The 26,730-nt window shown below is 61.1% G+C and carries 27 protein-coding genes and 2 tRNA genes; 13 read left to right on the top strand and 16 right to left on the bottom strand.

All coding sequences use genetic code 11. The features are described from left to right. Positions 1-30: 30 nt before the first annotated feature. The 6 genes from SKA53_RS02685 to tgt all read right to left on the bottom strand — a co-directional run bounded on the left by SKA53_RS02685 (position 31) and on the right by tgt (position 5,026). Positions 31-106: transfer RNA gene (locus tag SKA53_RS02685), tRNA-Val, on the bottom strand. A 114-nt stretch (positions 107-220) separates the two neighbouring features. Further along, the gene (locus SKA53_RS02680) at positions 221-784 is read right to left on the bottom strand and encodes a histidine phosphatase family protein (RefSeq protein ID WP_007204507.1); all 564 of its coding nucleotides are present in this window, start codon (positions 782-784) and stop codon (positions 221-223) included. 62 nt (positions 785-846) lie between these two features. Then, positions 847-921, bottom strand: a tRNA-Val gene (locus tag SKA53_RS02675). Between the two features lie 13 nt (positions 922-934). Then, positions 935-1,255, bottom strand: coding sequence for an HU family DNA-binding protein (locus SKA53_RS02670; protein ID WP_110549061.1), 321 nt, complete (start codon positions 1,253-1,255; stop codon positions 935-937). A 117-nt stretch (positions 1,256-1,372) separates the two neighbouring features. Then, positions 1,373-3,781 (bottom strand): endopeptidase La, encoded by a 2,409-nt coding sequence (gene lon / locus SKA53_RS02665; RefSeq protein WP_007204505.1) that lies wholly within the window; start codon positions 3,779-3,781, stop codon positions 1,373-1,375. Between the two features lie 114 nt (positions 3,782-3,895). Continuing rightward, complete coding sequence (gene tgt / locus SKA53_RS02660) at positions 3,896-5,026, bottom strand: tRNA guanosine(34) transglycosylase Tgt (RefSeq protein ID WP_007204504.1); 1,131 nt, start codon at positions 5,024-5,026, stop codon at positions 3,896-3,898. Positions 5,027-5,156: 130 nt separating this feature from the next. Here tgt and SKA53_RS02655 point away from each other — a divergent pair, with 130 nt between their 5' ends. From SKA53_RS02655 to tpiA, 4 genes are all read left to right on the top strand, one after another. Further along, positions 5,157-5,519 carry an SUF system Fe-S cluster assembly protein gene (locus SKA53_RS02655; protein WP_007204503.1) on the top strand — a complete coding sequence of 121 codons (363 nt, stop codon included), beginning with the start codon at positions 5,157-5,159 and terminating at the stop codon, positions 5,517-5,519. Between the two features lie 85 nt (positions 5,520-5,604). Continuing rightward, complete coding sequence (locus SKA53_RS02650) at positions 5,605-6,810, top strand: glycerophosphodiester phosphodiesterase family protein (protein WP_007204502.1); 1,206 nt, start codon at positions 5,605-5,607, stop codon at positions 6,808-6,810. Positions 6,811-6,885: 75 nt separating this feature from the next. After that, positions 6,886-7,248, top strand: coding sequence for a HesB/IscA family protein (locus tag SKA53_RS02645; protein WP_007204501.1), 363 nt, complete (start codon positions 6,886-6,888; stop codon positions 7,246-7,248). 20 nt (positions 7,249-7,268) lie between these two features. Continuing rightward, positions 7,269-7,997 carry a triose-phosphate isomerase gene (gene tpiA / locus SKA53_RS02640; protein WP_007204500.1) on the top strand — a complete coding sequence of 243 codons (729 nt, stop codon included), beginning with the start codon at positions 7,269-7,271 and terminating at the stop codon, positions 7,995-7,997. Here the strand turns inward: tpiA and SKA53_RS02635 are convergent. After that, complete coding sequence (locus SKA53_RS02635; RefSeq protein ID WP_040483088.1) at positions 7,994-8,824, bottom strand: cobalamin B12-binding domain-containing protein; 831 nt, start codon at positions 8,822-8,824, stop codon at positions 7,994-7,996. The two genes, tpiA and SKA53_RS02635, sit on opposite strands and share 4 nt — an antisense overlap. Positions 8,825-9,008: 184 nt before the next feature. Between SKA53_RS02635 and SKA53_RS02630 the strand changes: the two genes are divergently transcribed. Then, a complete protein-coding gene (locus SKA53_RS02630; RefSeq protein ID WP_040482763.1) occupies positions 9,009-10,175 on the top strand; it encodes a cytochrome P450 in 1,167 nt (388 codons plus the stop codon). Positions 10,176-10,252: 77 nt separating this feature from the next. Here the strand turns inward: SKA53_RS02630 and SKA53_RS02625 are convergent, their stop codons facing one another. Further along, positions 10,253-10,714, bottom strand: a complete 462-nt coding sequence (locus SKA53_RS02625; protein ID WP_040482762.1) for an Lrp/AsnC family transcriptional regulator — start codon at positions 10,712-10,714, stop codon at positions 10,253-10,255. A gap of 136 nt (positions 10,715-10,850) precedes the next feature. Between SKA53_RS02625 and cysG the strand changes: the two genes are divergently transcribed. From cysG to SKA53_RS02595, 6 genes are all read left to right on the top strand, one after another. Next, positions 10,851-12,242, top strand: coding sequence for a siroheme synthase CysG (gene cysG, locus SKA53_RS02620; RefSeq protein ID WP_007204496.1), 1,392 nt, complete (start codon positions 10,851-10,853; stop codon positions 12,240-12,242). Continuing rightward, a complete protein-coding gene (locus SKA53_RS02615) occupies positions 12,242-12,553 on the top strand; it encodes a DUF2849 domain-containing protein (RefSeq protein ID WP_007204495.1) in 312 nt (103 codons plus the stop codon). Before cysG ends, SKA53_RS02615 begins: the two co-directional genes overlap by 1 nt. 26 nt (positions 12,554-12,579) lie before the next feature. Beyond that, positions 12,580-14,250 carry a nitrite/sulfite reductase gene (locus tag SKA53_RS02610; protein WP_040482761.1) on the top strand — a complete coding sequence of 557 codons (1,671 nt, stop codon included), beginning with the start codon at positions 12,580-12,582 and terminating at the stop codon, positions 14,248-14,250. Then, positions 14,240-14,959 carry a phosphoadenylyl-sulfate reductase gene (locus tag SKA53_RS02605; protein ID WP_007204493.1) on the top strand — a complete coding sequence of 240 codons (720 nt, stop codon included), beginning with the start codon at positions 14,240-14,242 and terminating at the stop codon, positions 14,957-14,959. The genes SKA53_RS02610 and SKA53_RS02605 overlap by 11 nt, the downstream gene beginning before the upstream one ends. Next, positions 14,956-15,366, top strand: a complete 411-nt coding sequence (locus SKA53_RS02600; protein ID WP_007204492.1) for a DUF934 domain-containing protein — start codon at positions 14,956-14,958, stop codon at positions 15,364-15,366. The genes SKA53_RS02605 and SKA53_RS02600 overlap by 4 nt, the downstream gene beginning before the upstream one ends. 64 nt (positions 15,367-15,430) lie before the next feature. Beyond that, positions 15,431-16,279 (top strand): ferredoxin--NADP reductase, encoded by an 849-nt coding sequence (locus tag SKA53_RS02595; protein WP_040483087.1) that lies wholly within the window; start codon positions 15,431-15,433, stop codon positions 16,277-16,279. 23 nt (positions 16,280-16,302) lie between these two features. Here SKA53_RS02595 and SKA53_RS15635 read toward each other — a convergent pair whose 3' ends face one another. Beyond that, positions 16,303-16,557 carry a hypothetical protein gene (locus tag SKA53_RS15635; RefSeq protein WP_207327913.1) on the bottom strand — a complete coding sequence of 85 codons (255 nt, stop codon included), beginning with the start codon at positions 16,555-16,557 and terminating at the stop codon, positions 16,303-16,305. 17 nt (positions 16,558-16,574) lie between these two features. Between SKA53_RS15635 and infC the strand changes: the two genes are divergently transcribed. After that, the gene (infC, locus tag SKA53_RS02590) at positions 16,575-17,129 is read left to right on the top strand and encodes a translation initiation factor IF-3 (protein WP_431607687.1); all 555 of its coding nucleotides are present in this window, start codon (positions 16,575-16,577) and stop codon (positions 17,127-17,129) included. A 225-nt stretch (positions 17,130-17,354) separates the two neighbouring features. Here the strand turns inward: infC and SKA53_RS02585 are convergent, their stop codons facing one another. The 7 genes from SKA53_RS02585 to SKA53_RS02555 all read right to left on the bottom strand — a co-directional run bounded on the left by SKA53_RS02585 (position 17,355) and on the right by SKA53_RS02555 (position 25,364). Beyond that, positions 17,355-18,146, bottom strand: coding sequence for an FAD binding domain-containing protein (locus SKA53_RS02585; RefSeq protein WP_007204489.1), 792 nt, complete (start codon positions 18,144-18,146; stop codon positions 17,355-17,357). A 12-nt stretch (positions 18,147-18,158) separates the two neighbouring features. Further along, positions 18,159-20,528 carry a xanthine dehydrogenase family protein molybdopterin-binding subunit gene (locus SKA53_RS02580; RefSeq protein ID WP_007204488.1) on the bottom strand — a complete coding sequence of 790 codons (2,370 nt, stop codon included), beginning with the start codon at positions 20,526-20,528 and terminating at the stop codon, positions 18,159-18,161. 62 nt (positions 20,529-20,590) lie between these two features. Further along, a complete protein-coding gene (locus tag SKA53_RS02575) occupies positions 20,591-21,076 on the bottom strand; it encodes a (2Fe-2S)-binding protein (RefSeq protein ID WP_007204487.1) in 486 nt (161 codons plus the stop codon). An 88-nt stretch (positions 21,077-21,164) separates the two neighbouring features. After that, positions 21,165-22,145, bottom strand: coding sequence for a molybdopterin-binding protein (locus SKA53_RS02570; RefSeq protein WP_007204486.1), 981 nt, complete (start codon positions 22,143-22,145; stop codon positions 21,165-21,167). Then, entirely contained in the window at positions 22,142-23,104 is a 963-nt protein-coding gene (locus tag SKA53_RS02565; protein WP_040483085.1) for an XdhC family protein, read from the bottom strand. The genes SKA53_RS02570 and SKA53_RS02565 overlap by 4 nt, the downstream gene beginning before the upstream one ends. A 35-nt stretch (positions 23,105-23,139) precedes the next feature. Further along, entirely contained in the window at positions 23,140-24,402 is a 1,263-nt protein-coding gene (locus SKA53_RS02560) for a vWA domain-containing protein (RefSeq protein ID WP_007204484.1), read from the bottom strand. A gap of 59 nt (positions 24,403-24,461) precedes the next feature. After that, complete coding sequence (locus SKA53_RS02555; protein WP_007204483.1) at positions 24,462-25,364, bottom strand: AAA family ATPase; 903 nt, start codon at positions 25,362-25,364, stop codon at positions 24,462-24,464. A gap of 109 nt (positions 25,365-25,473) precedes the next feature. Between SKA53_RS02555 and SKA53_RS02550 the strand changes: the two genes are divergently transcribed. Further along, a complete protein-coding gene (locus SKA53_RS02550) occupies positions 25,474-26,697 on the top strand; it encodes an acyl-CoA dehydrogenase (protein WP_007204482.1) in 1,224 nt (407 codons plus the stop codon). The last annotated feature ends 33 nt before the right edge of the window (positions 26,698-26,730 follow it).

Here is a 26,730-nt window from a genome sequence, read left to right as displayed (position 1 = left end):
ACAATCTGATTGTGGGTGGCGGATTGTGGATGGTGGGTGATGAGAGGCTCGAACTCCCGACATCTTCCGTGTAAAGGAAGCGCTCTACCAACTGAGCTAATCACCCGATGACGCTGCTTTAGGATATCGCGGCGCGTGATGCAAGTGGTGGCCGGGGGCTAACCACCGGACCCCCAGGATATTTATGCTCGAACGATAATGGGGGTGCGGGCGGCCTGGGTCACGCTTCTAGAAGGTGCTGGATGCCGTCCTTGATGTGATAGACCCGCCCCTGCCCGCCATGCGCTGTGGACACGGCAATCGCGGCATCCCCCGCAAGGATGCGGCGCAACACCCGGCTGGTGATCCCATGGGTCACCAGAACGGCGGGAGCGTTCAGATCGGCCAGAAAAGAACGGCAGCGTGTCTCGAGGGCTGCGAAACCTTCGCCGTTCGGGGCCATGGCATATTGTGCAGCGACTGGATCGGGGCCATCCGGCATCGGCAGCGTGTCGCGCAGCAACCCTGCCCAATCGCCAACACCGATTTCGCGCAGGCGGTGGTCGGTGTGGATATGTGCCGCGATCCGCGCCAGCGCGATGCCCGCCGTCTGGACCGCACGCCCCTGCGGGCTGCACCAGAACTGGAAACCAGTCAGATCACGTTGCGCAAGGATCGCACCCTGCCGCGCCGCGTCAGCCGCGCCCTGCGCGGTCAGCGGCGAATTGAGCGCGCCCTGCATCCGGTTTTCGGCGTTCCATTCGGTTTGCCCGTGGCGCAGGATATAGATTTCAGGGAATGTCATTGTGGACCTGTGAGGCTGGAGCTGTGCTGTCAGGCGAAGGACCACATCACTTGCAAGCGAAATGGTGGGTGATAAGAGATTTGAACTCCTGACATCTTCGATGTGAACGAAGCGCTCTACCACTGAGCTAATCACCCATTGCGTGGTGATTTAGACGTCCTCGACTGCAGTTGCAAGACCGGTTTTACCGCTTTGTGAGGCATCTTTGCCGCTGCGCAATTTCAATGTCAGCAGCTGTGCGCCTGCGCCCAGATCCTTGGCCTTGACCACGCGGACCCGGCCCAGCGGGGGCAAAAGCAGGTCGTCACCGCGTGCCAGCGCCTCGCCGATCAGGGCAAGGGTTGCGTCCAGCGCCAGCTTGGCGTCGCGTTTCTTGAGCCCGCTGCGCGTGGCCAGCTGATCCAGCAGGTCGGGTTTTTTCAGCGGCATAGGGGCGGCTGTTTCGGAAGCGGAGGAATCTGCGCGTGCCATGGTCTGTCCTGTTGCAATCAGGGGTAGTTTAGCGGGTTTGGCGCGCGGCGCCAGCGCCTTAGCAGGCGAAAGGCGCGCCTTTTGCAAGACGCGCCTTTGATTTTTGCAAGACCGCGGTCAGTGGGTGCGCGCGGCCTCTGGTGCGGTGCCGGATTTGATTGCTGCGGCGGCGGCGGCTTCTTCGGCGGCTTCGTCCCATTCGATCGGTTCGGGTTTGCGCACCAGCGCATGTTCGAGCACCTGCGACACATGTGTGACCGGGATGATGGTCAGCCCTTCTTTCACGTTGTCGGGAATGTCCGGCAGGTCCTTGGCGTTATCCTGCGGGATCAGCACCGTGGTGATACCACCGCGCAGCGCGGCCAGCAGTTTTTCCTTGAGCCCGCCAATCGGCATCGCATTGCCGCGCAACGACACTTCACCGGTCATCGCGATATCGCGGCGCACGGGGATTTGCGTCAGCACCGAGACGATGGAGGTGACCATCGCAAGGCCCGCCGATGGCCCGTCCTTTGGTGTCGCCCCGTCGGGGACGTGAACGTGAATATCAATCGTGTCGAATTTCGGCGGTTTTACCCCAATTTCCGGCGCGATCGAGCGCACATAGCTGGAGGCCGCATCGATCGATTCCTTCATCACATCGCCCAGCTTGCCGGTGGTCTTCATCCGGCCCTTGCCAGGCAGGCGCAGCGCCTCGATGTTGAGCAATTCGCCGCCCACCGATGTCCAGGCCAGACCTGTCACCACACCGATCTGGTCTTTTTCTTCGGCCAGACCAAAGCGGTGTTTTTCGACGCCAAGGAAATCGGTCAGATTGGCGGCGGTGATGGTAATCGCCTCTGCCTCTTTTTTGACGATCCGGGTCACGGCCTTGCGCGCGAGCTTGGCCAGTTCACGTTCAAGGTTCCGCACGCCCGCTTCGCGGGTATAGACACGTACCATCGCCAGCAGCGCATCATCGGACACGCTGAATTCACGCGCTTTCAGACCGTGGTTCTGCATCACCTTGGGCAACAGATGCTGTTTGGCGATCTCGACCTTTTCGTCTTCGGTATAGCCCGACAGAGTGATGATCTCCATCCGGTCAAGCAAAGGCCCGGGCATGTTATAGCTGTTGGCGGTGGTCAGGAACATCACGTTGGACAGGTCATATTCGACCTCGAGATAATGATCGACGAATGTCGCGTTCTGTTCGGGATCAAGCACCTCCAGCATCGCGGATGCGGGATCGCCACGGAAATCATTGCCCATCTTGTCGATTTCATCGAGCAAGATCAGCGGGTTGGTGGTTTTCGCCTTTTTCAGCGCCTGAATGATCTTGCCGGGCATGGAGCCGATATAGGTCCGGCGGTGGCCACGGATTTCAGATTCGTCACGCACACCACCCAATGAGATGCGGATAAACTCGCGCCCCGTTGCCTTGGCCACGGATTTGCCAAGGCTGGTCTTGCCCACGCCGGGAGGGCCGACCAGGCACATGATCGGGCCTTTGAGCTTGGCCGAACGTTGCTGCACGGCCAGATATTCGACGATGCGTTCCTTGACCTTTTCCAGCCCGTAATGGTCCGCATCCAGCACGGCCTGCGCCTTGTGCAGGTCTTTCTTGGTGCGCGATTTAACGTTCCATGGCAGGCCAAGAATCCAGTCCATGTAGTTGCGCACCACGGTCGCCTCGGCGGACATGGGCGACATGGATTTGAGTTTCTTCAGCTCGGCATCAACCTTTTCGCGAGCTTCCTTGGACAGCTTGGTATCGTGGATGCGGGCTTCCAGCTCGGCCACTTCGTTCTGGCCGTCTTCGCCGTCGCCCAATTCCTTCTGGATCGCCTTCATCTGTTCGTTCAGATAATATTCGCGCTGCGTGCGTTCCATCTGCGATTTAACGCGGGTCTTGATCTTGCGTTCCACCTGCAGGACGGACATTTCGCCCTGCATCATGCCGTAAACCTTTTCCAGCCGTTCCGCGACGGACAGGGTTTCCAGCAGGCCCTGTTTTTGCGCAACTTCAATGCCCAGATGGCCGGCAACAAGATCGGCCAGTTTTGCAGGCTCGGTGGCGTCGCTGACGGCGGCCATGGCTTCTTCGGGGATGTTTTTCTTGACCTTGGCATAGCGTTCGAATTCGGCGGCGACATTGCGCACCAAGGCTTCAACCTCGGTCGGGTCGCCGGATTCTTCGGTCAGATATTCGGCGCTGGCCTCGAAGAACGAGTCGTTGGGCAGAAAACCGGTGATGCGCACACGGCTGCGCCCTTCGACCAGCACCTTGACGGTGCCATCGGGCAGTTTGAGCAATTGCAGCACATTGGCCAGCACGCCGGATTTGTAGATGCCATCCTGATCGGGGTCGTCCTGACCGGGGTCAATCTGGCTGGACAGCAGGATCTGCTTGTCGTCCTGCATGACTTCTTCCAATGCGCGCACCGATTTGTCGCGGCCCACGAACAAAGGCACGATCATATGCGGGAACACCACGATGTCGCGCAGGGGCAGGACGGGATAAGACGAACTCAACGGTTCTTGCATGGGTTTTTCCTTTTTTGGCAGAACGCGTCAGCCCCGTGTGATCGGCAGCATGGTGCGTCCCCTCTTGGGCAATACAAATGGGGCTGACATCTGGGGCTGTCAACCAGCCATGGATCACAGCGGGTCGATATCACCCTGCGCGCGCAGGGCGTGGAAATCTGCCTCCCATGCGGCAAAGGTGCCTGCGGATATGGCATCGCGCATACCGGCCATGATCTGCTGGAAGTAATGCAGGTTGTGCCATGTCAGCAGCATGCCCGAAATCATCTCGTTGGCGCGGAACACATGATGCAGATAGGCGCGCGAATAGCCGCGGCAGGCGGGACAGGTGCATGCCTCGTCCAAGGGGCGCGGATCATCCTGATGGCGGGCATTCTTGATGTTCACGACACCGTGGCGCGTAAAGGCCTGCCCCGTGCGGCCCGACCGCGACGGCAGCACGCAATCCATCATGTCGATGCCGCGCTTGACCGCGCCGACAATGTCATCAGGCTTGCCCACGCCCATCAGGTACCGGGGTTTGTCGACCGGCAATTGGTCGGGTGCGTAATCCAGCACGCCGAACATCGCCTCTTGTCCTTCGCCCACAGCCAGACCGCCCACGGCATAGCCGTCAAACCCGATGGCTTGCAGCGCTTGGGCGGATTCTTCGCGCAGGTCCTGTTCCAGCCCGCCTTGCTGGATGCCAAACAGCGCATGACCGGGCCTGTCGCCGAACGCATCACGTGACCGCTGCGCCCATCGCATCGACAGATCCATGCTGGATTTGATCCGGTCACGGTCAGCGGGCAAGGCGGGGCATTCGTCAAAACACATCACGATGTCAGACCCCAGCAGCGCCTGAATTTCCATCGACCGTTCCGGTGACAAATGATGGCGCGATCCGTCGATATGGCTTTTGAAGGTCACGCCTTCCTCGGTCAGTTTGCGCAATCCGGCCAGCGACATCACCTGAAACCCGCCACTGTCGGTCAGGATCGGCTTGTCCCAGTTCATGAATTTGTGCAGCCCGCCCAGACGCGCGATCCGTTCCGCCGTCGGGCGCAGCATCAGGTGATAGGTATTGCCCAGCAGAATATCGGCCCCCGTGGCGGCCACGCTTTCGGGCAGCATCGCCTTGACCGTGGCGGCGGTGCCGACGGGCATGAAGGCGGGCGTGCGGATCACGCCGCGCGGGGTGCTGATCGCACCTGTGCGCGCCTTGCCGTCGGTGGCATGCAGGTCAAATGAAAAACGCTGGGTCATCGGCTATCCTCTTGCTGGCAAGGCATATGCCGCAAGGGCGCGGGATTGGAAAGACCGCAGCGTCCGCCGCCCCTTTACGGCATGGGCGGCAAACCCTATATGTTTTCTCAGGAATGCAGGAACCAATCAGATGATAGATGCAAACGCACAATTGGAAGGCGCGCCCTTGATCGCGCCATCGACGACAGATCATCCTTTGTATGACGATGTCGTTCAGGCGTGCCGGTCGGTCTATGACCCTGAAATCCCTGTCAATATCTATGATCTGGGTCTGATCTACACAATCGACATCAAAGACGACAACGCCGTCAACATCGTCATGACACTGACAGCGCCCGGCTGTCCGGTGGCAGGCGAAATGCCCGGCTGGGTCGCTGACGCGATCGAACCTCTGCCCGGCGTCAAACAGGTCGATGTCGAAATGACGTTCGAGCCGCAATGGGGCATGGACATGATGTCGGACGAAGCACGGCTTGAACTGGGTTTCATGTAAGCGTCAGAAAACCTTCACAACGGAATTGCGCAGCCGTTACATTCGCGCGGCATCCACCGCTTCAGTCATAACACTGGAGCATCCCATGACACGGTTATCCCTTACATTGCTTGCCACGCTGGCCGGCACCACGGCCATCGCCGAGACCGCACTGACCTATGGTCCGCGCCCTGCCTATCTGGTCAGCCAGATGACCGACAGCCCCCTGAAAGAGCAATTGCTGGCTTGCGCAGACCAGACGCCCATGCGGTCGGATTTCTCCATCGGGCACCGTGGCGCGCCGCTGATGTTCCCTGAGCATACTGTCGAATCAAACGTCGCCGCAGCCCAGATGGGTGCAGGTATTCTGGAATGTGACGTGACCTTCACCGCTGATCTGGAACTGGTCTGCCGCCATGCGCAGAACGACCTGCACACCACGACCAACATCCTTGTGACACCATTGGCCGACAAATGCACCGCAGGCTTTAGCCCCGCCAATGGTGACACGCGCGCCAGCGCCGAATGCCGCACCAGCGACCTGACGCTGGCCGAATTCCAGACGCTTGACCCCAAGATGGATGCTGCCAACACGGCCGCCACCACAGCCGCGGACTATCTGAACGGCACCGCCAACTGGCGCACCGATCTTTATGCAACAAACGCTACGCTGATGACGCATGCCGAATCCATCGCGCTGTTCCGCGATCTGGGCGCGAAATTCACACCAGAGCTGAAATCCCCCTCGGTCGAAATGCCGTTCAACGGCTTTAGCCAGGAAGATTACGCGCAAAAGCTGGTCGATGAATACAAAGCCGCCGGTATCCCCGCCAGCGACGTCTGGCTGCAGTCGTTCAACCTTGACGATGTCTTGTACTGGATCAAGAACGAACCCGCATTTGGTGCGCAGGCCGTCTATCTGATGGACGAATACGAAACCGTCGATGGCTATACACCGCATGATCCTGCGACTTGGCCCAACACCATGGAAGAGCTCAAGGCGATGGGTGTGAACATCATCGCGCCGCCGACATGGATGCTGGTCACGCTGCAAGACGGCAAGATCGTGCCGTCTGCACTTGCCACGGCCGCAAAGGCAGCCGATCTGCAGATCATCACCTGGACGCTGGAACGGTCCGGCCCATTGCACACCGGCGGCGGGTGGTATTTCCAGGGCGTCAATGATGCGATCACCAATGACGGCGCCTATTTCGAGGTGCTCGATGTGCTGGCACAGGATGTCGGCGTGATCGGCGTGTTCTCTGACTGGCCCGCCACCACGACCTATTACGCCAATTGCATGGGTCTGTGACCCCAAAGGCCCGGACGGCGACCTTGTGTCGTCCGGGTCCCTGCCCTATCTTGGAAACAACGCAAGGAGTTTCCCATGTTCGGCATCCCCGGCAAACAAGCTGTCACCATCACCGAAAAGGCCGCCACCCAGATCGCCCGGCTCATGGCCAAGGACGGCCATCAGGGCCTGCGGATTGGTGTGAAAAAGGGCGGTTGCGCTGGGATGGAATATACCATGGCCTATGTCACCGACATTGATCCGCTGGACGAGGTCGTCGAACAGCAAGGCGCGCGTGTGATGATCGCGCCGATGGCGCAGATGTTCTTGTTCGGCACCGAGATCGATTATGAAACATCCTTGCTCGAATCCGGGTTCAAGTTCCGCAATCCCAATGTGGTCGATGCCTGCGGCTGCGGGGAATCGATCAAGTTCGCGGAGAATATCGCGTCGCGCTGACGCCCATCAAAGGACAGCCCATGCGACGCAAGCTTGCCGCCGGCAATTGGAAGATGAACGGATTGCGCGCCGATCTGACACAGCTGGCGACGCTGGCAGAACAGCGCGGTTATGATGTTGATGTGCTGATCTGCCTGCCCGCCACGCTGATCGGGTCCTGTGCGGGATTACCGATCGCCATCGGCGCTCAGGATTGCCACACCGCCACCCATGGCGCGCATACCGGCGATATATCGGCGGCAATGCTGGCCGATGTCGGGGCAACCCATGTCATCACCGGCCATTCCGAACGCCGCACAGATCATCATGAAACCGACGCCATCGTCGCCGCGAAATCACGCGCCGCACATGATGCGGGGCTGATCACGATCATCTGTATCGGTGAAACGCTGGTGCAGCGCGAGGCTGGCACGACACTGGATGTCATTGATGCGCAACTGGCCGGATCTGTGCCCGATTGCGCAACCGCCGACAATACCGTGATCGCCTATGAACCGATCTGGGCTATCGGCACTGGCAAGGTGCCCACCACCGACCAGATCGCGCAGGTTCATGCCCATATCCACGCGCGGCTGACCGCGCGCTTTGCCGATGGGGCCGGTTTCGGCATCCTGTATGGCGGGTCGGTCAAAGGCGACAATGCGGCCGCCATCTTTGCCGTGCCACATGTCACAGGCGCGCTGGTCGGCGGGGCCAGCCTGAAGGCTGTCGATTTTACCCCGATCATCGCGGCCCTTGCCGCAAGCTAGGTTTTCGCTGGCCCCAGCACGTCGCGCAGGGTGGCAATCGCGGTATCCAGATCGGCCATCACCGCCTCTGCTCCGACAAGGTGCAGGATATCGGGGTGGTGATCCAGAATGCCCCCCGCCACGATGATATGCGCCAGCGGCTGCGTGATGCGCAGCGCAAGGCTGAGCCGGGTCAGCGGTTCCAGCATGCGGTCGGAATTGGCGACCAGCACGATGGCTTCGTAATGGCGCAGGTCGGCCTCGGACACCATCGCATCATGGTCCAGCCCCATCAGCATATCCACATCCCACCCGTCGCGGCGGAAATGGTCGGTCGCGATCTCGATCCCCAATGTATGGGTTTCGCCCGGCACCAAGGCAAACAGCGCAGGGCGCGTTTCACGGCCCTGGATGATCTGCGGGGCCAGCACATGGCGCAGGCCACGGATGATCCCGTAAAGCTTGCCACAGGCCAGCGTCACATCGATGAATGAAATCCGGTCGTCATCCCACATCTGCCCCAGTTTGCGCGCAGCACCGGCAACATAGCCACGGCTGATCGCCCCGACATCGACACCATCACGGCGGGCGGCAAGGATGAACTGATCCGCAGCCGTATCATCCGCCGACAACAGGGCGGCGCAAAGCAGGTCGATTTCGGATTGCGTCGGCAGGTCGGCCGCGTTTTCGTGCCGCGGCATGCGGAACGCAAGGCGGCGCACGACCTCGCGGGCCAGGCTGGATACCGCGTTTTGCGGCAGTTCCGTTTCCACCAGACGCAATTGCCGTTTCGCGTTCTGATAGGCCGAACGGTCGAACACTCCGTCGTCCAAAGACGTTTTCGCCATGAACATTCCCCCCCCGTTGGCTGACTGGGTATCGTTGACGCCTCTGCGGCCTGCCTGCGGTATCCAATCGCATGCAGGTTAACACAGCGGCACGGCGCTGTGCCGCGTCAGAACGTCGCGGTTTCGTGATCGGATGTGTTCTGCCCCCATTGCAAAGATTGCGGCAGCGCGGCAAAGCTGCGCCATGCAGCATCTGACCCAGTCGCCGACCGATCCCGCCTTTGTGCAGAACCCCTATCCGTTCTATGACCGCGCGCGGCAAACGGGTGATTTTTTCTGGTGGGACGATTATGCCATGCCCTGTGCCGTGTCGCACAAGGCTGTTCATGCCGTGCTGCGCGACCGGCGCATGGGGCGCGAATGTCCGCCCGAACTGGCGCGCGCGATCCCCGATGCGCTACGCCCGTTCTATGACATCGAGGCGCATTCGATGCTCGAACTCGAACCGCCCCGCCACACCCGCCTGCGCGCGCTGGTCCTGCGCGCCTTTACCAGCCGCACCATTGCGGCGCTCGCCCCGCAGATCACGCAGCTGTGCCATGACCTGATCGACCGCTTTCCAGACGAACCCTTCGATCTGCTGACGGCCTATGCCCAACCCGTGCCGGTGATCACCATCGCCCGGCTGCTGGGCGTGCCAGAGGATCGCGCGGATGATCTGCTGGCATGGTCGAACGCCATGGTCGCGATGTATCAGGCCCGCCGCACGCCGGAAATCGAGGCTGCGGCCATCACCGCATCGACGGATTTTTCAGATTTCATGCGCGGCTATGTTGCAACCCGCCGCAAGACCCCCGCAGACGACCTGATCTCGACCCTGATCGCGGCCGAGGAACAGGGCGAAAAGCTAACCACCGAGGAATTGATCACCACCTGCATCTTGCTGCTGAACGCGGGCCATGAAGCAACGGTGCATACTTTGGGCAATGGCACCAAGACCCTGCTGGAACACAATATCCGTGGTATCACAGATGCTTGCGTAGAGGAAGTTATCCGCCACGACCCGCCGCTGCACATGTTCACCCGCTGGGTTTACGAGGATGTGCAGATCGGCGACCAGCGCTTCAAACGCGGCGACCAGATCGCCTGCCTGCTCGGGGCGGCGAACCGCGATCCGGCGGTCTATCCCGATCCCGCGCGGTTCGACCCCACCCGCAGCGGCCCACAGAACACCAGTTTCGGCGGTGGCATCCATTTCTGCGTTGGCGCACCGCTGGCACGGCTCGAACTGAAGATCGCGCTCGATGTGCTGTTCACGCGCTGCCCAGACCTGCGCCTGACGGCCCCGCCCAGTTATGGCGATGTCTATCATTTTCACGGGCTGACAGGGTTGATGGTGGCCACGCGCTAGGCCTGCGGCAGACCCGATCAACGCGGTGTGATCTTGACGATGCGCAAAACCCGCCCGCACCCGTAAGCACCCCATCGCTAGAGCGGCAGGGCCACCGTCGATTTGATTTCTTCCATCGACAACAGCGCGGTCACATTATGCACTTTTACCTCTGAAATCAGCGCCTGATAGAAGGTGTCATAGGCCCGCGCATTCTTGACCCGCACCTTGAGGATATAGTCGATATCGCCCGCCAGACGATGCGCCTCTTGCACCTCGGGCCGTGATTTCAGCGCGGCAAGGAACCGCGCCTGCCAGTCCTTGTCATGTTCCGACGTGCGGATCAGCACGAAAAAACACGCCTCGAACCCTAGCTTTTCGGCATCAAGGATCACGGTCTGCTGGCCGATCACCCCCGCCTCGCGCAGCTTGCGGATACGATTCCAGACAGGGGTTTTGGACGACCCCACCGTCTTGGCAATATCGTCCAGCGACTGGGCCGCATCTGCCTGCAAGGCCGCTAAAATCTTCCGGTCTGTCGCATCAATCCGCAAAGCCATTCCTGTTTTCCGATCATTCAAGGACGCATGGTCTGTTTTTGGCGCAACTTGGAACATTCATCCTTTGTTGCCGTCTAGGGGCAGCAAATAGCAGAACAATGTTCTATGTTGAAGGCAAGAAATCAAAAGGTGCGCCATGCAACATTTTCCGATCTTCCTTGCTGTCGCCGGTCGCCGAATTGTGTTGTCCGGTGGTGGCGATGCGGCCATGGCCAAATTGCGTCTGCTGATGAAGACCACGGCGCATCTGACGGTGATCGCCCCCGATGTCACCCCCGAGATCAGCGCATGGGCCGCCGCGGGCAAGCTGCGCATCATCAATCGCGCGATGGAACCGGGTGATACGCTCTGTGCCGCCCTGTTTTATGCCGCCAATGAAGATGACGCCGAGGATGCCCGCGTGGCCGCCATCGCCCATGCCGATGGCGCGCTGGTCAATATCGTGGATAACCTGGCCGATAGCCAGTTCATCACCCCCGCCATCGTCGACCGCGACCCCGTGGTCGTGGCCATCGGCACCGAAGGGGCCGCCCCCGTGCTGGCCCGCGCGATCAAGGCCGATATCGAAGAACGCCTGCCCGTGTCGCTGGGCGTGCTGGCGCGGATTGGCAAGACATTCCGCCATGCGGTCGATGTGCTGCCGATGGGGCGCAAACGGCGCGATTTCTGGGCTGATTTCTATTTTCAGCACGGCCCCAAGGCCATGGGGACGGCAGGCGAGGCCGGGATCATTCCCGCGCTGGAAACGCTGCTCGACAATCACATCACCGCGCGCAGCAAGGCGGGCCATGTCGATCTGGTCGGCGCGGGCCCGGGCGACCCTGAACTGCTGACGCTGAAAGCACGCAACGCGCTGGATAAAGCCGATGTCGTGATCCACGACAATCTGGTCACGGCTGAGATTTTGGAGCTTGCCCGCCGCGAAGCGATCATCATTGACGCCGGCAAGCAGGGTTTCGGCCGTGCGATGCCGCAGGACCAGATCAACGCGCTGATCGTGCAGCATGCGCTGGACGGGCATCATGTGGTGCGGCTGAAAGCAGGCGATCCGACAGTGTTCGGACGTCTGGACGAGGAAATCAGCGCGATCATCGACGCAGGCGTGAGCTATACGATCGTGCCGGGGATCACGGCGGCCTCTGCGGCGGTGGCGGGTATCGGGCAAAGCCTGACGCAGCGCGGGCGCAATTCGGCGGTGCGGTTCATCACCGGCCATGACACGCGCGGCTACGCCGATCACGATTGGCGCGCGCTGGCCGCCCCCGGCGAGGTCGCGGCCATTTACATGGGCAAGCGCGCCGCGCGGTTCATTCAGGGCCGTTTGCTGATGCACGGGGCCGATCCCGCAACACCCGTGACGATCATCGAAAACGCCAGCCGTGCCAATCAGCGCGTGATCGCCACCTGTCTGGTGGAACTGGAACCCACCCTGACCCGCGCGGCCCTGACCGGCCCCGTCATCACCTTTTACGGCCTTGCTCCGCGCGACGCGGCGGCGGCTGCCATCAAGATCAAGGAATTCGCCTGATGCCCCCCCGTTTCACCCCCAAGGTCGTCACCGCCAATGCGCTGCTGGACGGTGATGCCGTCTGGCTGACCGAGGATGACCACTGGTCGCCGCTGATGTCCCGGGCTGAATTGATCACCGACGAGGCGCATGCCGATCTGCGCCTGTTGCAGGCCAAGGCGCGGGCGTCGGAAATCGCAGGGGCCTATCTGGCCGATGCCCGCTTGGGCGCGGATGGCCCCGAGCCTGTGCATTTCCGCGAGGCGTTCCGCACCCGCGGCCCGTCGAATTATCCGCACGGCAAACAAGTAGAGACCCCGCCCCAGACGTGATCCGGGACGGCGACAGGACAAAACAGATGTATGTATACAACGATTTTGACGAAACCTTCGTGCGCACCCGCGTCGCGCAATTCCGTGGGCAGGTGGAACGCCGCATTGATGGGTCCCTGACCGAGGATGAATTCAAGCCCCTGCGGCTGATGAACGGGCTTTATCTGCAACTGCACGCCTATATGCTGCGCGTGGCAGTGCCTTATGGCACGCTGAACCCTGCGCAGATGCGCCAGCTCGCGATGATCGCGGATCGGTGGGACAAGGGCTATGGCCATTTCACCACGCGCCAGAATATCCAGTACAACTGGCCCAAACTGGGCGATGTGCCTGATATGCTGGAGGCTTTGGCCGATGTCGGCATGCATGCGATCCAGACCAGCGGCAACACGATCCGAAACGTGACCGCCGACCATTTCGCCGGTGCCGCCGCAGATGAAATCGAAGACCCGCGCGCGATTGCCGAATTGCTGCGCCAATGGTCCACCGACCACCCCGAATTCCAGTTCCTGCCGCGCAAGTTCAAGATCGCGGTGACAGGTGCCGCCGCCGACCGCGCCGTGACCCGCGCCCATGACATCGGGCTGGTCGTCGTGCGCAATGACGCGGGCGAGGTTGGATATCAGGTCATCGTCGGCGGTGGTCTGGGCCGCACACCGATGGTGGGCAAGGTGCTGCGCGACTTCGTGTCCAAGGCGGACCTGCTGCCTTACGTCGAGGCGATTGTCAGCGTCTACAACCTGCTGGGTCGCCGCGATAACAAATATAAGGCGCGCATCAAGATTACCCTGCATGAAAACGGGATCGAGACGATCCGCGATCTTGTCGAAGACCGGTTCAACGCGATCCGCGCCGGCTTTGGCGGCTATGACCAGACGCTGCTGGCAGAGATCGAAAAATCCTTTGCCCCGCCTGCTTTCGTCACCAAAGCCACCGACGGGTATGAGGCGGCACGTCTGGCCAACCCCGCCTTCCGGTCATGGACCGATACGAACCTGTCCGCGCACAAGGCTGCGGGCTATGCCATCGTGTCGATCAGCATAAAAAAACATGGTGCCACACCCGGTGACGCGACATCCGACCAGATGCGCGTGATGGCCGAACTGGCAGACCGCTATGGCCACGGCGAATTGCGCATCAGCCATGAGCAGAACGTGATCCTGCCGCATGTCCACCAGTCCGACCTGCCTGCCGTTTACGCCGCCTTGCGCAAGGCCGATCTGGCAACGGCGAATATCGGGCTGGCGTCCGACATCATCGCCTGCCCCGGCATGGATTACTGCGCACTGGCCACGGCACGGTCGATCCCTATCGCCCAACAGATCGCCACACGGTTTGACGAATTGAAAATCGAACATGATGTCGGCCCGCTAAAGATCAAGATTTCGGGCTGCATCAATGCCTGCGGGCATCACCACGTCGGCCATATCGGGATTTTGGGCCTCGATCGTGCGGGGGTGGAAAACTACCAGATCACGCTGGGCGGCGACGGGTCTGAGATGACGACCATTGGCGAACGCGCAGGCCCCGGTTTCAGCGCGGACGACATCGTGCCCGCCATCGAGCGGCTGGTGACAGGGTATCTCGACCTGCGCCGTGACCCGTCCGAGACGTTTTTGCAAACCTATCGCCGTCTGGGGCTCGCCCCGTTCAAGACGCTGCTTTACCCAAGCGAGGACAAAGCCGATGCCGCTTGATGATCTGGCCGACCACCGCAACGCGCTGCACCGCGATTCGGATGCGCTGGCCGTCCTGCGCGCTGCGCTGAACGACACCCAAATCGGGCCTGTGGCGCTGGTGTCGTCATTCGGTGCCGAAAGCGTGGTGCTGCTGCATCTGGCTGCACAGATCGACACGGCCGTGCCGGTGATTTTTCTGGATACCGAAATGCTGTTTCCCGAATCGCTGGCCTATCAGCGCGACGTGGCCAAGGCGCTTGGGCTAAGCGATGTGCGCATCATCACGCCCGACCGCAACGCCATTCTGCGCGAAGATGTCGACGGGCTGCTGCATCAGGCCGATACCGATGCCTGCTGCGACCTGCGCAAAGCCCGCCCATTGGAACAGGCGCTGCAAGGCTTTGGCGGCTGGATCACGGGGCGCAAGCAGTTCCAGAACGGTCAGCGCGCCAGCCTGCCGTTGTTTGAACCCGACGGCGCGCGCATCAAGATCAATCCGCTGGCGCATTGGTCCTCGGACGATCTGCGCGCCTATATGACCGACCACAGCCTGCCGCGTCACCCGCTGGTGGCGCAAGGGTACCCGTCCATCGGCTGCATGCCCTGCACAACCCGCGTCGGCGCAGGTGAGGACCCCCGCGCGGGCCGGTGGCGCGGCAGCGAAAAAACCGAATGCGGTATTCATTTTGAAAACGGACGCATGGTCCGGGAAGGCAAGGCAGCATGAGCATTATTGTCACCGACACCGGCTTTGCCGCCGACGACTGGACCGGACCGTTCCGCGATGCCGCACAGACAATTGCCAATGATTGCGCTTATGCCGTGGACATCGCGTCCGACACCGACCCCGCCACACTGGCACGGCTGACCAATGCGCCGATGATCCGCATTGATTTTCCCAGCTTTGCCGATGGGCGCGGTTTCACTTTGGCCGCGATGTTGCGGCGCGCGGGCTATCAGGGCCGCTTGCGCGCGCGCGGCCATGTGATCGCCGATCAATATGCCATGGCCCGCAGGGCGGGTTTCGACGAGGTCGAGATTGACGACACCATGGCCGCCCGCCAGCCACAAAGCCAATGGCTGGCCCGTGCCGACTGGCAGCAAAACCATTATCAGGCCCGTTTGCGCAGCTGACCCTTTCCCTGACACAGATCAACGACTAGACAGAGGGTGGCCCGATATGGGTCACGATGAACATATGACAGAGCAAAGCCCCGTGAATCACGCCAGCGCCAAAATCGTCCCGCAATTGCCCGACATGCAGACCGTGACAGAGGTGAAACATTACACCGACCGGCTGTTTTCGTTCCGCGTGACGCGCCCGGCCAGCCTGCGGTTCCGGTCAGGCGAATTCGTCATGATCGGGCTGATGGGCGACGAAGACCCAGAGACCGGCAAGCGCAAGCCGATCATGCGCGCCTATTCCATCGCTTCGCCCAGCTGGGACGAGGAGTTGGAATTCTATTCAATCAAGGTGCAAGACGGGCCGCTGACGTCCAAACTGCAACATATCCAGCCCGGCGATGGGCTGATCCTGCGGCCCAAGCCTGTTGGTACATTGGTGCATGACGCCTTGCTGCCCGGCAAACGGTTGTGGTTTTTTGCCACCGGCACCGGCTTTGCGCCCTTTGCCAGCCTGTTACGCGAACCGCAAACCTATGAAGATTACGACGAGATCATCATCACCCATACCTGCCGCGAACTGGGCGAATTGACCTATGGCCGCGACCTGATCGAAGGGCTGAAAACGGATGAATTGCTCAACGAAGTGATCGGCGACGGGTTCTGGAAAAAGATCAAATATTACCCGACCACCACCCGCGAAGACAGCCCCAAGATGGGCCGGATCACCGATCTGATGCGCTCGGGCGAGGCGTTCAGCGACCTTGGCGTGCCAGTCCTGTCACCCGGAACCGACCGCGCGATGATTTGCGGCAATCTGGCGTTCAATCTGGAGCTCAAGGAAATGCTGGAAAGCTATGGGTTGAACGAAGGGGCCAATTCCAATCCGCAGCAATATGTCGTGGAAAAGGCGTTTCTGGACTGATTTTTTTTGCCCTTGGCACGATGCTAATCGCGGCCAGGGGCTGTTGGTGCATATTGTTTGACGCCAAATCCTGCAGCGACGCTGAACTTCGTGCTGGAAAATAAGCTTGCAGGAGAGCGCATATTTAAGAATCGCAGGCTATTTTCAACCACAGATTGTGAAATCGCGTCGTAAACGGCGCGAAAGTGAAATCGCGCAGTCCTGCTGAAAATACCTGCGAAACTGCATGATAGCGGGTTGAAGCGCGCGCCAAGCAGGTTTAGTTTGCCCTGCAGCATTATGCCACAAACAAAGGATCAAGACCATAGGACGCAGACCCCACAACGCGCCACCACAGCGCGAAACCGGCCCACGGATCAACGAACGGATCAGGGGATCCGAAATCCGGCTTATCGGTGCAGACGGCGAAAATGTCGGCGTTGTATCACCAGAACGGGCGATGCAGATGGCCGAAGAGGCCGGGCTTGACCTGGTAGAGATTTCGCCAAACGCTGTTCCTCCGGTCTGCAAGATCATGGACTTCGGCAAGTTCAAATACGAGACACAGAAAAAAGAAGCCGAAGCGCGCAAGAAGCAAAAGATCATCGAGATCAAGGAAATCAAGTTCCGCCCGAACACTGATTCCCATGATTACGAAGTGAAGATGCGCAGCGTGTTCAAGTTTCTGGAAAACGGCGACAAGGTAAAGATCACCCTGCGTTTCCGCGGCCGTGAAATGGCGCATCAGGAATTGGGACGTCAATTGCTGGAACGCGTGGCCGAGGACACCAAGGAAACCGGCAAGGTCGAAAACTTTCCAAAGATGGAAGGCCGCCAAATGGTGATGCTGATCGGCCCGCTGTCAAAGTAGGTCTGCAAGCCAACCAGCTCACGGTGTTTGCAGGCAAACACCTGCCGCTTGGAGCATGTTTGCAAGCAAACACGCGGGAAGGCCGCCAGATGGTCATGCTGATCGGCCCGCTATCAAAGTGATATTTCAACGATGGGCAGCATACTTGCCCCTCATTCCAACGACAAAAGGGCGGCTCAGTGAGCCGCCCTTTTTCATGTTGAAAGCAAGATGGTGCCGAACCGGTCAGGTCGCGGCGGTCACCGCGCGGCCGGTCATCACCTTGACCAGATGCGCGCGATAGGCGGGTGTCCCGTGCAGATCGCCGATCATGCCGTCAGCATCGACAGACAAAGCGTCCAGCGCCTTGGGCGAGAAATCGGCGGACAAGGCGGCCTCGGCCTCATGCCAGCGGAACACACCCTCCTCCGACGCACCGGTCACCGCGACCCGCACCCCATCTGCGTATTTCGCCACGAACACGCCCACCAGCGCGAAACGTGACGCGGGCTGGACGAACTTCATGTAATGCGATTTCTGCGGAATCGGGAAACGGACCTCGGTGATCACCTCGCCTTCGTCGAGTGCGGTGGTGAACATCCCCTGAAAATAATCATCCGCCGCGATCTGGCGGGTGTTGGTGATGATCACGGCCCCGGTGCCAAGCACCGCCGCCGGATAGCAGGCGGCGGGGTCGTTGTTGGCCAGTGATCCGCCGATAGTGCCACGGTTGCGCACAGCCGGATCGCCAATATGGCTGGCCAGATGCGCCAACCCCGCGAAATGCGCCGCCGCGTCACGCGCGACGGTCGCATGGGTCGTCGCCGCCCCGATGCAAAGCGCGCCGTCATCCGACAAACAGACGCCCTGCATCTCGCCGATGGCGGACAGGCTGACCAGCACGTCAGGAGCCGCAAGGCGCGCCTTGAGCGTCGGGATCAGGGTCTGTCCGCCGCCCAGCGCCTGCGCACCATCCGATTGCAACGCCTTGACCGCATCCGCGATAGTACCTGGCCGTTCGATTTCAAAAGCATACATGCCAAAGTCTCCTTACGCGTTTTGCATGGCATCCCAGACGCGCAGCGGCGTCAGGGGCATGTCGATATGGGTGACGTTCTTGCCCGCCGATTGCAGCGCATCGACCACGGCATTGACGATTGTCGGCGGCGATCCGATTGCCCCCGCCTCGCCACAGCCTTTCACGCCCAAGGGGTTATGCGTGCAGGGCGTGCCATTGGCGTGGTCCACCGTATAGAACGGCAGATCATCCGCGCGCGGCATGGTGTAATCCATGTAGCTGGCCGACAAAAGCTGACCGTCATCATCGTAACGCGCCCCTTCCAGCAGCGCCTGACCAATGCCTTGCCCAAGCCCGCCATGCACCTGCCCGGTCACGATCATCGGGTTCATGATATTGCCGAAATCATCCACCGCGACGAAGCGGTCCACGCGGACCTTGCCGGTATCAGGGTCGACCTCGACCTCGCAGGCATAAGCACCGGATGGATAGGTGAAATTGGCAGGATCATAGAACGCCGTTTCCTCCAACCCCGGTTCGATATCCTCGATGGGGAAGTTATGGGGGATATAGGCCTTGAGCGCGACCTCGCCAAAGCTGACGGATTTGTCGGTGCCTTTGACGGTGAACTGGCCATCCTTGAAATCCACGTCATCGGCGGATGCTTCCAGCATATGAGCAGCAATCTTTTTGGCCTTGGCGATGATCTTTTCGGTCGCTCGGACCATGGCGGACCCGCACACCGCCAAGGACCGCGACCCATAGGTGCCCATCCCGAAGGGGATTTTTGACGTATCGCCATGCACGATATCAATGCTGGCCGGATCAATACCCAGCATTTCACCGACGATCTGGGGGAACACGGTTTCATGCCCCTGCCCGTGGCTATGCGCCCCGACCATGACCGACAGGTTACCAGTGGCATTCACCCGCACGGTGGCCGCATCATAAAGGCCGACACGGCTTCCCAGCACACCGACAAGGTTTGACGGCGCGATGCCGCAAGCCTCGATATAGGCGTTCAGGCCCAGACCGCGCAGCATGCCGCGGGCTTCGCTTGCCTTGCGGCGTACGGCGAAACCGTCACGGTCGATATGCTTTTCCAGCGTGTCCATCAGCGCGTCGTAATTGCCGGAATCGTATTCCAGACCAGCGGCGCTGGTGAACGGATACTGATCGGGCTTGACGAAGTTCTTGCGCCGGATCGCAATCGGGTCGATCCCCAATTCGCGCGCCGCCTTGTCGATGACGCGCTCGATGGAATAGGTCGCCTCTGGCCGGCCCGCGCCGCGATAGGCGTCCACTGGTGCGGTATTGGTGAACACGGCTTTGACGTTCACATAGACATTCGGCACCGTGTAATTGCCCGCCATCAGCGTGCCATGCAGAAAGGTCGGCGTCGCGGTCGAGAAATTCGACAGATAGGCCCCGACATTCGCCATGGTTTCGGTGCGGAAGGCGATGAAAGTGCCGTCCTTTTCACAGGCCAGTTCGATCTTGGTCACATGATCGCGGCCATGCGCGTCGGTCAAAAACGCCTCTGTCCGATCAGCGGTCCATTTTACAGGACGTCCGATCTTGCGCGCAGCGGCCAGCACCAAAGCTTCTTCGCCATAGTGATAGATTTTTGATCCAAAGCCGCCGCCCACGTCAGGCGCAATCACGGTCAGCTTGTTTTCGGGGATGCCCATGACAAAGGCCGAAATCAGCAGGCGCGTCAGATGCGGGTTCTGTGATGTGGTCTGCAGAATGTAGCTGTCATTGCCCGCGTCATAACTGCCGATGGAACAGCGCGGTTCCATCGCATTTGGCACCAGACGGTTGTTGACCAGTTCCAGCGTTGTCACATGCGGGGCCGCCTTGATCGCAGCGTCAGTGGCGGCGCGGTTATCCTCGATCCAGCCCCAGTCGAAACACTGGTTGGTGCCGATTTCGTCATGCACGAACGCATCGCCAGCCAAAGCGGCGGCCATATCGACGATAGCGGGCAATTCTTCGATCTCGGCCACGATGGCCTCGGCGGCATTGCGGGCCTGCAATTCGGTTTCGGCAATCACGGCGGCATAGGCATCACCGACGTGGCGGACCTTGCCATGCGCCAGTACGGGGCGCTTGGGTTCCTTCATTGGCGTGCCGTCACGGCTGTTGATCAGCCAGCCTGCGGGGTTGCCGCCGACATCGGCAAAATCGGCGCCGGTAAAGATCGCCAGCACGCCGGGCATGGCTTCGGCGGCCGATGTGTCGATGGATTTGATGATCCCATTTGCCACGGTAGAGCGACAAAAAATCGCCGTGGTCGCGCCGTAATGTTTAATGTCGTCGGTGTAATGTCCCGCACCCGTCAAAAAGCGGATGTCTTCGCGGCGCTTGTCGCTGGCGCCAATTCCTGTGTCCTTAGGCATTGAAATTCCTCCCGGTTGGGACGGCAGCACAATAGCGCGCGTCCCCGTTGCTCCCTGAATTCTTATTCTGCGGCGATGGCTGTCACATCCTGGCCGGATGCGGCCATAATCGCCTTGACGATATTGTGGTATCCCGTGCAGCGGCAGATATTCCCCTCCAGGTAACTGCGCACTTCGGCCTCGGTGGGCTTTGGGTTTTCCTTCAGCAGCGCCGCCGCGGTCATCACCATGCCGGGCGTGCAGAACCCGCATTGCAGGCCGTGATGGTCCTGAAACGCCTGCTGGATCACATTCAGCGATCCGTCCTTGTTGGCCTGGCCTTCGATTGTTGCGACATCAGCGCCGTCCGCCTCGATGGCGAACATCGCGCAGGCTTTGACCGACTGGCCGTTTACATGGACCACGCAGGCCCCGCATTGCGACGTGTCACAGCCGACATGGGTGCCGGTCAGTCGCAGATCATCGCGCAGGAAATCCACCAAAAGCGTGTGGCCTTCCACCTCCCGTGTGATGGACTTGCCGTTCACCACCATTGCTACAGATGCCATTCGTTCCTCCCGATACATCGTTGCTACCTGACGAGTTAAGCACGGCTGAAACCACATGAGAACAACGATCTTTCGCTGCTGTGCAGCATCAGCCGATCTGACGGCGTGGTTGGGGCCGGTCTGGAATTTCCTTGAGCAACCCCCCCACCCCCATCGCGGCGATATCGGCAGGCGTCGGCATACGTCCGCAGACCACCCGTTCCAGCACCCAATCGGCCCCGTTCAGCGCAGGCGAGCGCGCGCAACCCGGCAGTCCGATGACCGGTTTGCCCCGCAGATCACCCAAAAACAGCAGGTTGCCCGGATCCACAGGCATGCCAAATTGGCTGACCTTCCCACCTGCCGCGCGCAGCGCCGCAGGGCCGACATCGTCGATATCGGATGTGGCCGAAGCGGTCAGGATAAAGATCACCTCGCCCGATGCTGCATCAAGAGCAGCGGCCAAATCGTTGATTTCATGGCTGACAATGCAACGCTCATCCAGCGCGATATCAAACCGTGCCAAACGTTTGGCCAAAGCTGTGCGCCCTTTGATGGGCTGTGGTTCGCCCAATCGTGTTTCGATCAGCGTGGCACGGTGATAGACGGGCGGCAGCACGGCCAGCGCCGCTGCCATATCTGCCGCGCGGTCCACGTCCGCCTCTGGCACGGCATAGGAAATGATCTTGATCGTCGCGATCATATTGCCCGCGGCAACGCGGCTATGCAGCGGCAAGGTCGCCAGCGTGATCATCGGGTTGAGCGCGTTAAAGCGGCCAATAGCCGCAGCATCCAAAGACAGAATGCCCGCAACCTGCGCAAAAAGGTTCACGCGCCCCGTCGCTGCCGCGCTGACAGTGACATGCGCGCCCACCAGCGCGCGCGCCAGTTTCGCAGCTGCGGCGTTTTCATCCAGATCACCGGGATCAAGCATGGCAACCGTGACCTGCCGCACGCCCGCGCCTTGCAAGGCCGCAATATCAGCGGGCTCCAGCAGCTTGCCTTTGCGCAACAGCGTAGCACCGGCTGGCACCGCATGGGCCAGAATCGCGCCCAGCGCATCCGCTACGGGAACGGGGCCAAATTTCATCTGGCGTGCCGCAGGGTTTGCGTGATCTGCGCCATGATGCTGAGCGCGATTTCTGCCGGCTGGCGGCCGCCGATATCCAGCCCCACAGGGGCATGGATGCGCGCGATATCCGCGTCAGTGAACCCCGCCGCCTGCAACCGCGCCACGCGCTTGGCATGGGTGCGGGTGGACCCCAGACACCCCAGATAGAACACATCGCTGCGCAAGGCGGCCATGATTGCGGGGTCGTCAAGCTTGGGATCATGGGTCAGCGTCACGATGGCGGTGCGCGCATCGGGTTTCAGCGCGGCAAGCGCCTCGTCCGGCCAATCCTCGAGGATCGTCTCGCCCGGAAACCGCGCGTCAGAGCCGAACGCCCCGCGCGGGTCTATCAGCACCGGCGCATAGCCACAGGCGCGTGCCATCCCGACCAAGGGTTGTGCGATATGCACCGCACCCACGATAATCATGCGCAAGGGCGGGTTCTGGATGGTGATGAACGTGCCGTCGTCGTCCAGCCCCGCACGGTCAAGGCGGAACCGCTCGGGCGCATCGGCAGCCGTGATAACGCGGCTGATGCCTGTCGCCAGATCGGTGGTCAGCCCGATGGGGCGGGCCGTGGCCCGGGCCTCGGCCAAGGCCTGCAAGGTCTTGATGGTCAGGCCATCACCGACCGGTTGGACCAGCACCTTGATCTGCCCGCCGCAGGCCAGACCCACGGCAAAAGCCGCGTCATCGCTGACGCCGAATTCAAGGATCGCGTGCTGCCCTGCCGTAATGGCATCCATCGCGGCCAGAACGACAGCGCCTTCGACGCAGCCGCCCGAGACCGATCCTTCCATCGCGCCATCTGCATCGATGACCAACTGGCTGCCGACACCGCGCGGCGCCGATCCCCATGTGGCGATCACGGTCGCCAAGGCCACTTTGCGGCCGGTCTGCGCCCAGTGCAGCGCAAGCGCGGCGGGGTCGTTTGTCATTGTCTTCCCTTTCGATAGGCCGCCCGTCGCATGGGTCATGACCCGTGCAATGCCGCCAGCATCCGCCGCTTTTCGCCCCCGTCATCGGGGCGCGTCAATGCGGCGGCCAGACCGGCCAAGGATGCCACGTTATGCGCCGCCCGAAAACTGGTGCAATAGGGCAGCATCTGCGCGATCCCGCGCGCCAGAGGCGCAAATCCGTCCCAGCGCAAAAGCGGGTTCAGCCAGATCAACTGCGAAAAGGTCAGTTGCATCCGTTCCATCTCGCGCCCCAGATCATGGGTGGCGTCGCGGTCCAGCCCGTCGGTGATCAGCAGCACGACCGCCCCCTGCCCCGCGACCCGCCGCGCCCAGTCGCGGTTGAAATCATGCAGGCAGGCCCCGATCCGCGTCCCACCTTCCCAATCCTGCGCCTGTGCGCCCGCCGCCGCCAGTGCCGCGTCCACATCGCGCCGGCGCATGTGGCGGGTGATGTTCGTCAGCCGCGTGCCAAAGGTAAAGGCATGGACCTGCGCCCAGCCCTGGCCTTCGCGGTTGGCGACGGCATGGACGAAATGCAGCACAGCGCGCGAATAGGACGACATCGAGCCGGAAATATCGCACAGCACCACCAGGTTGGGGTAACGCATGCGCTTGCGCGCGGTGGCCAATTTCCCGATCTCGCCGCCCTGCCGCGCGGCGCGGCGCATGGTCCGTTGCCAATCGGCCAAAGGCCCCGGCAACGCCTGCCTGCGCCGTGTCAGGATCGGTGGCACCGGCAGGCGCAACCCAGCCAACATCCGCGTGGCGGCGGCCATTTCGGCCGTGCTCATCTGTTCGAAATCCAATTGGCGCAGCCGTTCTTCGGCACTGGCGGTCTGGCTGGCGTCGATGTCGATCTCGATCTCGTCTTCGCGCGCCTGTGCCTCTGGTGCGGGCGGCTCACGCCCGTCAAGCAAGGCTTGGGCTGCGCGTTTTTCTGCCGCCTCTGCCACGCGGTCCTGTTGCACGCCGTGGACCATCGGGGTCAGCAGCGACATCATCTGTTCCATATATTGCGGATCGCGCCAGTAGAGCCGGAACAATTGCGCAAAAATGGCGCTGTCCTCTGGTTTGGACACGAAACAGGCGTGCAGGGTCCAAAAGAAATCGGCGCGCTCGGTGAACCCCACTGCCTGCACCGCATTGATCGCTTCGATCACGCGCCCGGGGCCGAGTTTCACCCCTGCCTTGCGCAAGGCGCGGGCGAAATGGGTGATATTGCCCGCGAGTTTTGGATCGTCCGGCAAGGCAAGCGGGGCATAGGCTGGGGATTTCACATCCCCAATTTCTTTTAGCCCAGACCCCTGTGGAATATTTATGCTCGAACGATGGGACATCATGGGGACAGGCTGGCGCGGGCGTCGTCGAGGATGCGTTTGGCCTGTGCGTTCTGCAGTTTCTGGATGTCGTCCTGATATTTCAAAAGCGCACCCAAAGTGTCGCTGATCACCTCTGGCGAGAGGTTCACGACATCGAGTGCCAATAGGCATTTCGCCCAGTCGATGGTTTCGGCCACGCCGGGTTTTTTATAGAGATCCTCGTCGCGCAGCCGCTGGACGAAGGCCACGACCTCGGCTGAAAGGGCGGCGCTGGCTTCGGGCGCGCGGGCGTGCAGGATCGCGATTTCGCGGTCGAAATCAGGGTAATCGACCCAATGGTAAAGGCAACGGCGTTTCAGCGCGTCGTGGACTTCGCGCGTGCGGTTCGAGGTCAGGATCACGATGGGCGGTTCCGCCGCCTTGATCGTGCCAAGTTCGGGAATCGTGACCTGAAAATCGGACAGCGCTTCGAGCAGGAAAGCCTCGAACGGGGCATCGGTGCGGTCAAGTTCGTCGATCAGCAGGATCGGCGCGCCACCAGGCTGCGGGCGCATGGCTTGCAGCAGGGGGCGTTCGATCAGGTAATCCTCGGTGAAGAGTTCCGATTTCAGCGTGCTGCGGTCGGCGCCGCCTGTTGCCTCGGCGGTGCGGATCGCAATCATCTGTTCGGCAAAATTCCATTCGTAAACAGCCGATGAGGCATCGAGCCCTTCGTAGCATTGCAGCCGGATCAACCGGCGCCCCAAGGCTGCGGCCAGGGCCTTGGCGATTTCGGTCTTGCCGGTGCCGGCCTCGCCTTCGAGAAACAAGGGCCGGCCAAGGCGCAGGGCAAGAAACACCACCGTCGCCAGTGGTCTGCCGCAAATATAGCCCTGATCGCCCAAGGCGGCCTGCGCTGCGTCAATCGTGTCAAATGCCATGTGATCCCCCCTGCCCGCCTATAGCTGCATTCGCCGCGCCCTGCGTCAAGGCATGCATTGCCCCCATGCCTGCCGCGCCCTAAGTTTGCGGCAACAAGGAGACCGCAACATGACCCACAATGCCGCCATCACCGCCACCGGCTTTGGCCCCGACCTTGGCCCGTTTGATTGGGCAGATCCGCTGCGTCTGGAGGATCAGCTGTCCGAAGATGAACGCATGTTGCGTGATGCCGCGCGCCAGTTTGCGCAAGACAAATTGCAGCCACGTGTCACCGCCGCCTACCGCGATGCCTTGGTCGCGCCCGAGATTTTCACTCTGATGGGCGAGGCCGGATTGCTGGGCCTGACGATCCCAGAGGAATACGGCGGGCTGGGCGCGGGCTATGTCACTTACGGCCTAGTCGCGCGCGAGATTGAACGCGTGGATAGCGGGTACCGGTCTATGATGTCGGTGCAATCGTCCTTGGTGATGTATCCGATCCATGCCTACGGGTCCGATGCGCAGCGCGAAAAATACCTGCCCGGGCTGGCGGCGGGCACGCTCATCGGCTGTTTCGGGCTGACCGAGCCGGATGCGGGCAGTGATCCTGCAGGGATGAAGACCACCGCGAAAAAGACTGCCGGTGGCTATGTACTGAACGGGTCCAAGATGTGGATCAGCAATGCGCCGATTGCCGATGTGTTCGTGGTCTGGGCCAAGTCAGAGGCGCATGGCGGCAAGATCCGCGGGTTTGTGCTGGACAAGGGTATGAAGGGGCTGAGCGCGCCCAAGGTCGGCGGCAAGCTGAGCTTGCGCGCATCGGTCACCGGCGAGATCGTGATGGATAATGTCGAGGTCGGCGAGGATGCTTTGCTGCCCGGCGTGCAGGGGCTGAAAGGGCCGTTTGGCTGTCTGAACCGTGCGCGTTACGGCATTGCATGGGGGGTCATGGGGGCTGCGGAAGCCTGTTGGCATGCCGCGCGCCAATACGGGTTGGACCGCAAGCAATTCGGCAAGCCTTTGGCGCAGACCCAGCTGTTTCAAAAGAAACTGGCCGATATGCAGACCGAAATCGCACTTGGCACGCAGGCAGCCCTGCAACTGGGCCGTTTGATGGAGACGGGCCGCGCAGCACCCGAAATGATCAGCCTGATGAAGCGCAACAATTGCGGCAAGGCGCTGGATATCGCGCGGGCGTCGCGCGATATGCACGGCGGCAACGGCATTTCCGAGGATTTCCAGATCATGCGCCATATGGTCAATCTGGAGACGGTCAATACCTATGAAGGCACCCATGACGTGCATGCGCTGATCCTTGGGCGGGCGCAGACCGGGTTGCAGGCGTTTTTCTAGGACGCAGGAAAGGGATGGTCAGCGCAATCACGA

This window comes from Yoonia vestfoldensis SKA53 (assembly GCF_000152785.1).
Classification (GTDB): Bacteria; Pseudomonadota; Alphaproteobacteria; order Rhodobacterales; family Rhodobacteraceae; genus Yoonia; species Yoonia vestfoldensis_A.
Note: the sequence above shows the minus strand (reverse complement) of the source record. Positions and strands in the feature narration are given on the sequence as shown.

Coding starts and splice junctions, on each gene's coding strand:
- SKA53_RS02630 (WP_040482763.1), top strand. CDS start 9,009: ATGCAGCATCTGACCCAGTCGCCGACCGATCCCGCCTTTGTGCAGAAC.
- SKA53_RS02605 (WP_007204493.1), top strand. CDS start 14,240: ATGCCGCTTGATGATCTGGCCGACCACCGCAACGCGCTGCACCGCGAT.
- SKA53_RS02625 (WP_040482762.1), bottom strand. CDS start 10,714: ATGGCTTTGCGGATTGATGCGACAGACCGGAAGATTTTAGCGGCCTTG.
- SKA53_RS02600 (WP_007204492.1), top strand. CDS start 14,956: ATGAGCATTATTGTCACCGACACCGGCTTTGCCGCCGACGACTGGACC.
- SKA53_RS15635 (WP_207327913.1), bottom strand. CDS start 16,557: ATGCTGCAGGGCAAACTAAACCTGCTTGGCGCGCGCTTCAACCCGCTA.
- SKA53_RS02635 (WP_040483088.1), bottom strand. CDS start 8,824: ATGGCGAAAACGTCTTTGGACGACGGAGTGTTCGACCGTTCGGCCTAT.
- lon (WP_007204505.1), bottom strand. CDS start 3,781: ATGCAAGAACCGTTGAGTTCGTCTTATCCCGTCCTGCCCCTGCGCGAC.
- SKA53_RS02550 (WP_007204482.1), top strand. CDS start 25,474: ATGACCCACAATGCCGCCATCACCGCCACCGGCTTTGGCCCCGACCTT.
- SKA53_RS02610 (WP_040482761.1), top strand. CDS start 12,580: ATGTATGTATACAACGATTTTGACGAAACCTTCGTGCGCACCCGCGTC.
- tgt (WP_007204504.1), bottom strand. CDS start 5,026: ATGACCCAGCGTTTTTCATTTGACCTGCATGCCACCGACGGCAAGGCG.
- SKA53_RS02615 (WP_007204495.1), top strand. CDS start 12,242: ATGCCCCCCCGTTTCACCCCCAAGGTCGTCACCGCCAATGCGCTGCTG.
- SKA53_RS02580 (WP_007204488.1), bottom strand. CDS start 20,528: ATGCCTAAGGACACAGGAATTGGCGCCAGCGACAAGCGCCGCGAAGAC.
- SKA53_RS02555 (WP_007204483.1), bottom strand. CDS start 25,364: ATGGCATTTGACACGATTGACGCAGCGCAGGCCGCCTTGGGCGATCAG.
- tpiA (WP_007204500.1), top strand. CDS start 7,269: ATGCGACGCAAGCTTGCCGCCGGCAATTGGAAGATGAACGGATTGCGC.
- SKA53_RS02670 (WP_110549061.1), bottom strand. CDS start 1,255: ATGGCACGCGCAGATTCCTCCGCTTCCGAAACAGCCGCCCCTATGCCG.
- SKA53_RS02575 (WP_007204487.1), bottom strand. CDS start 21,076: ATGGCATCTGTAGCAATGGTGGTGAACGGCAAGTCCATCACACGGGAG.
- SKA53_RS02565 (WP_040483085.1), bottom strand. CDS start 23,104: ATGACAAACGACCCCGCCGCGCTTGCGCTGCACTGGGCGCAGACCGGC.
- SKA53_RS02655 (WP_007204503.1), top strand. CDS start 5,157: ATGATAGATGCAAACGCACAATTGGAAGGCGCGCCCTTGATCGCGCCA.
- SKA53_RS02680 (WP_007204507.1), bottom strand. CDS start 784: ATGACATTCCCTGAAATCTATATCCTGCGCCACGGGCAAACCGAATGG.
- SKA53_RS02650 (WP_007204502.1), top strand. CDS start 5,605: ATGACACGGTTATCCCTTACATTGCTTGCCACGCTGGCCGGCACCACG.
- SKA53_RS02645 (WP_007204501.1), top strand. CDS start 6,886: ATGTTCGGCATCCCCGGCAAACAAGCTGTCACCATCACCGAAAAGGCC.
- SKA53_RS02595 (WP_040483087.1), top strand. CDS start 15,431: ATGACAGAGCAAAGCCCCGTGAATCACGCCAGCGCCAAAATCGTCCCG.
- cysG (WP_007204496.1), top strand. CDS start 10,851: ATGCAACATTTTCCGATCTTCCTTGCTGTCGCCGGTCGCCGAATTGTG.
- SKA53_RS02585 (WP_007204489.1), bottom strand. CDS start 18,146: ATGTATGCTTTTGAAATCGAACGGCCAGGTACTATCGCGGATGCGGTC.
- SKA53_RS02570 (WP_007204486.1), bottom strand. CDS start 22,145: ATGAAATTTGGCCCCGTTCCCGTAGCGGATGCGCTGGGCGCGATTCTG.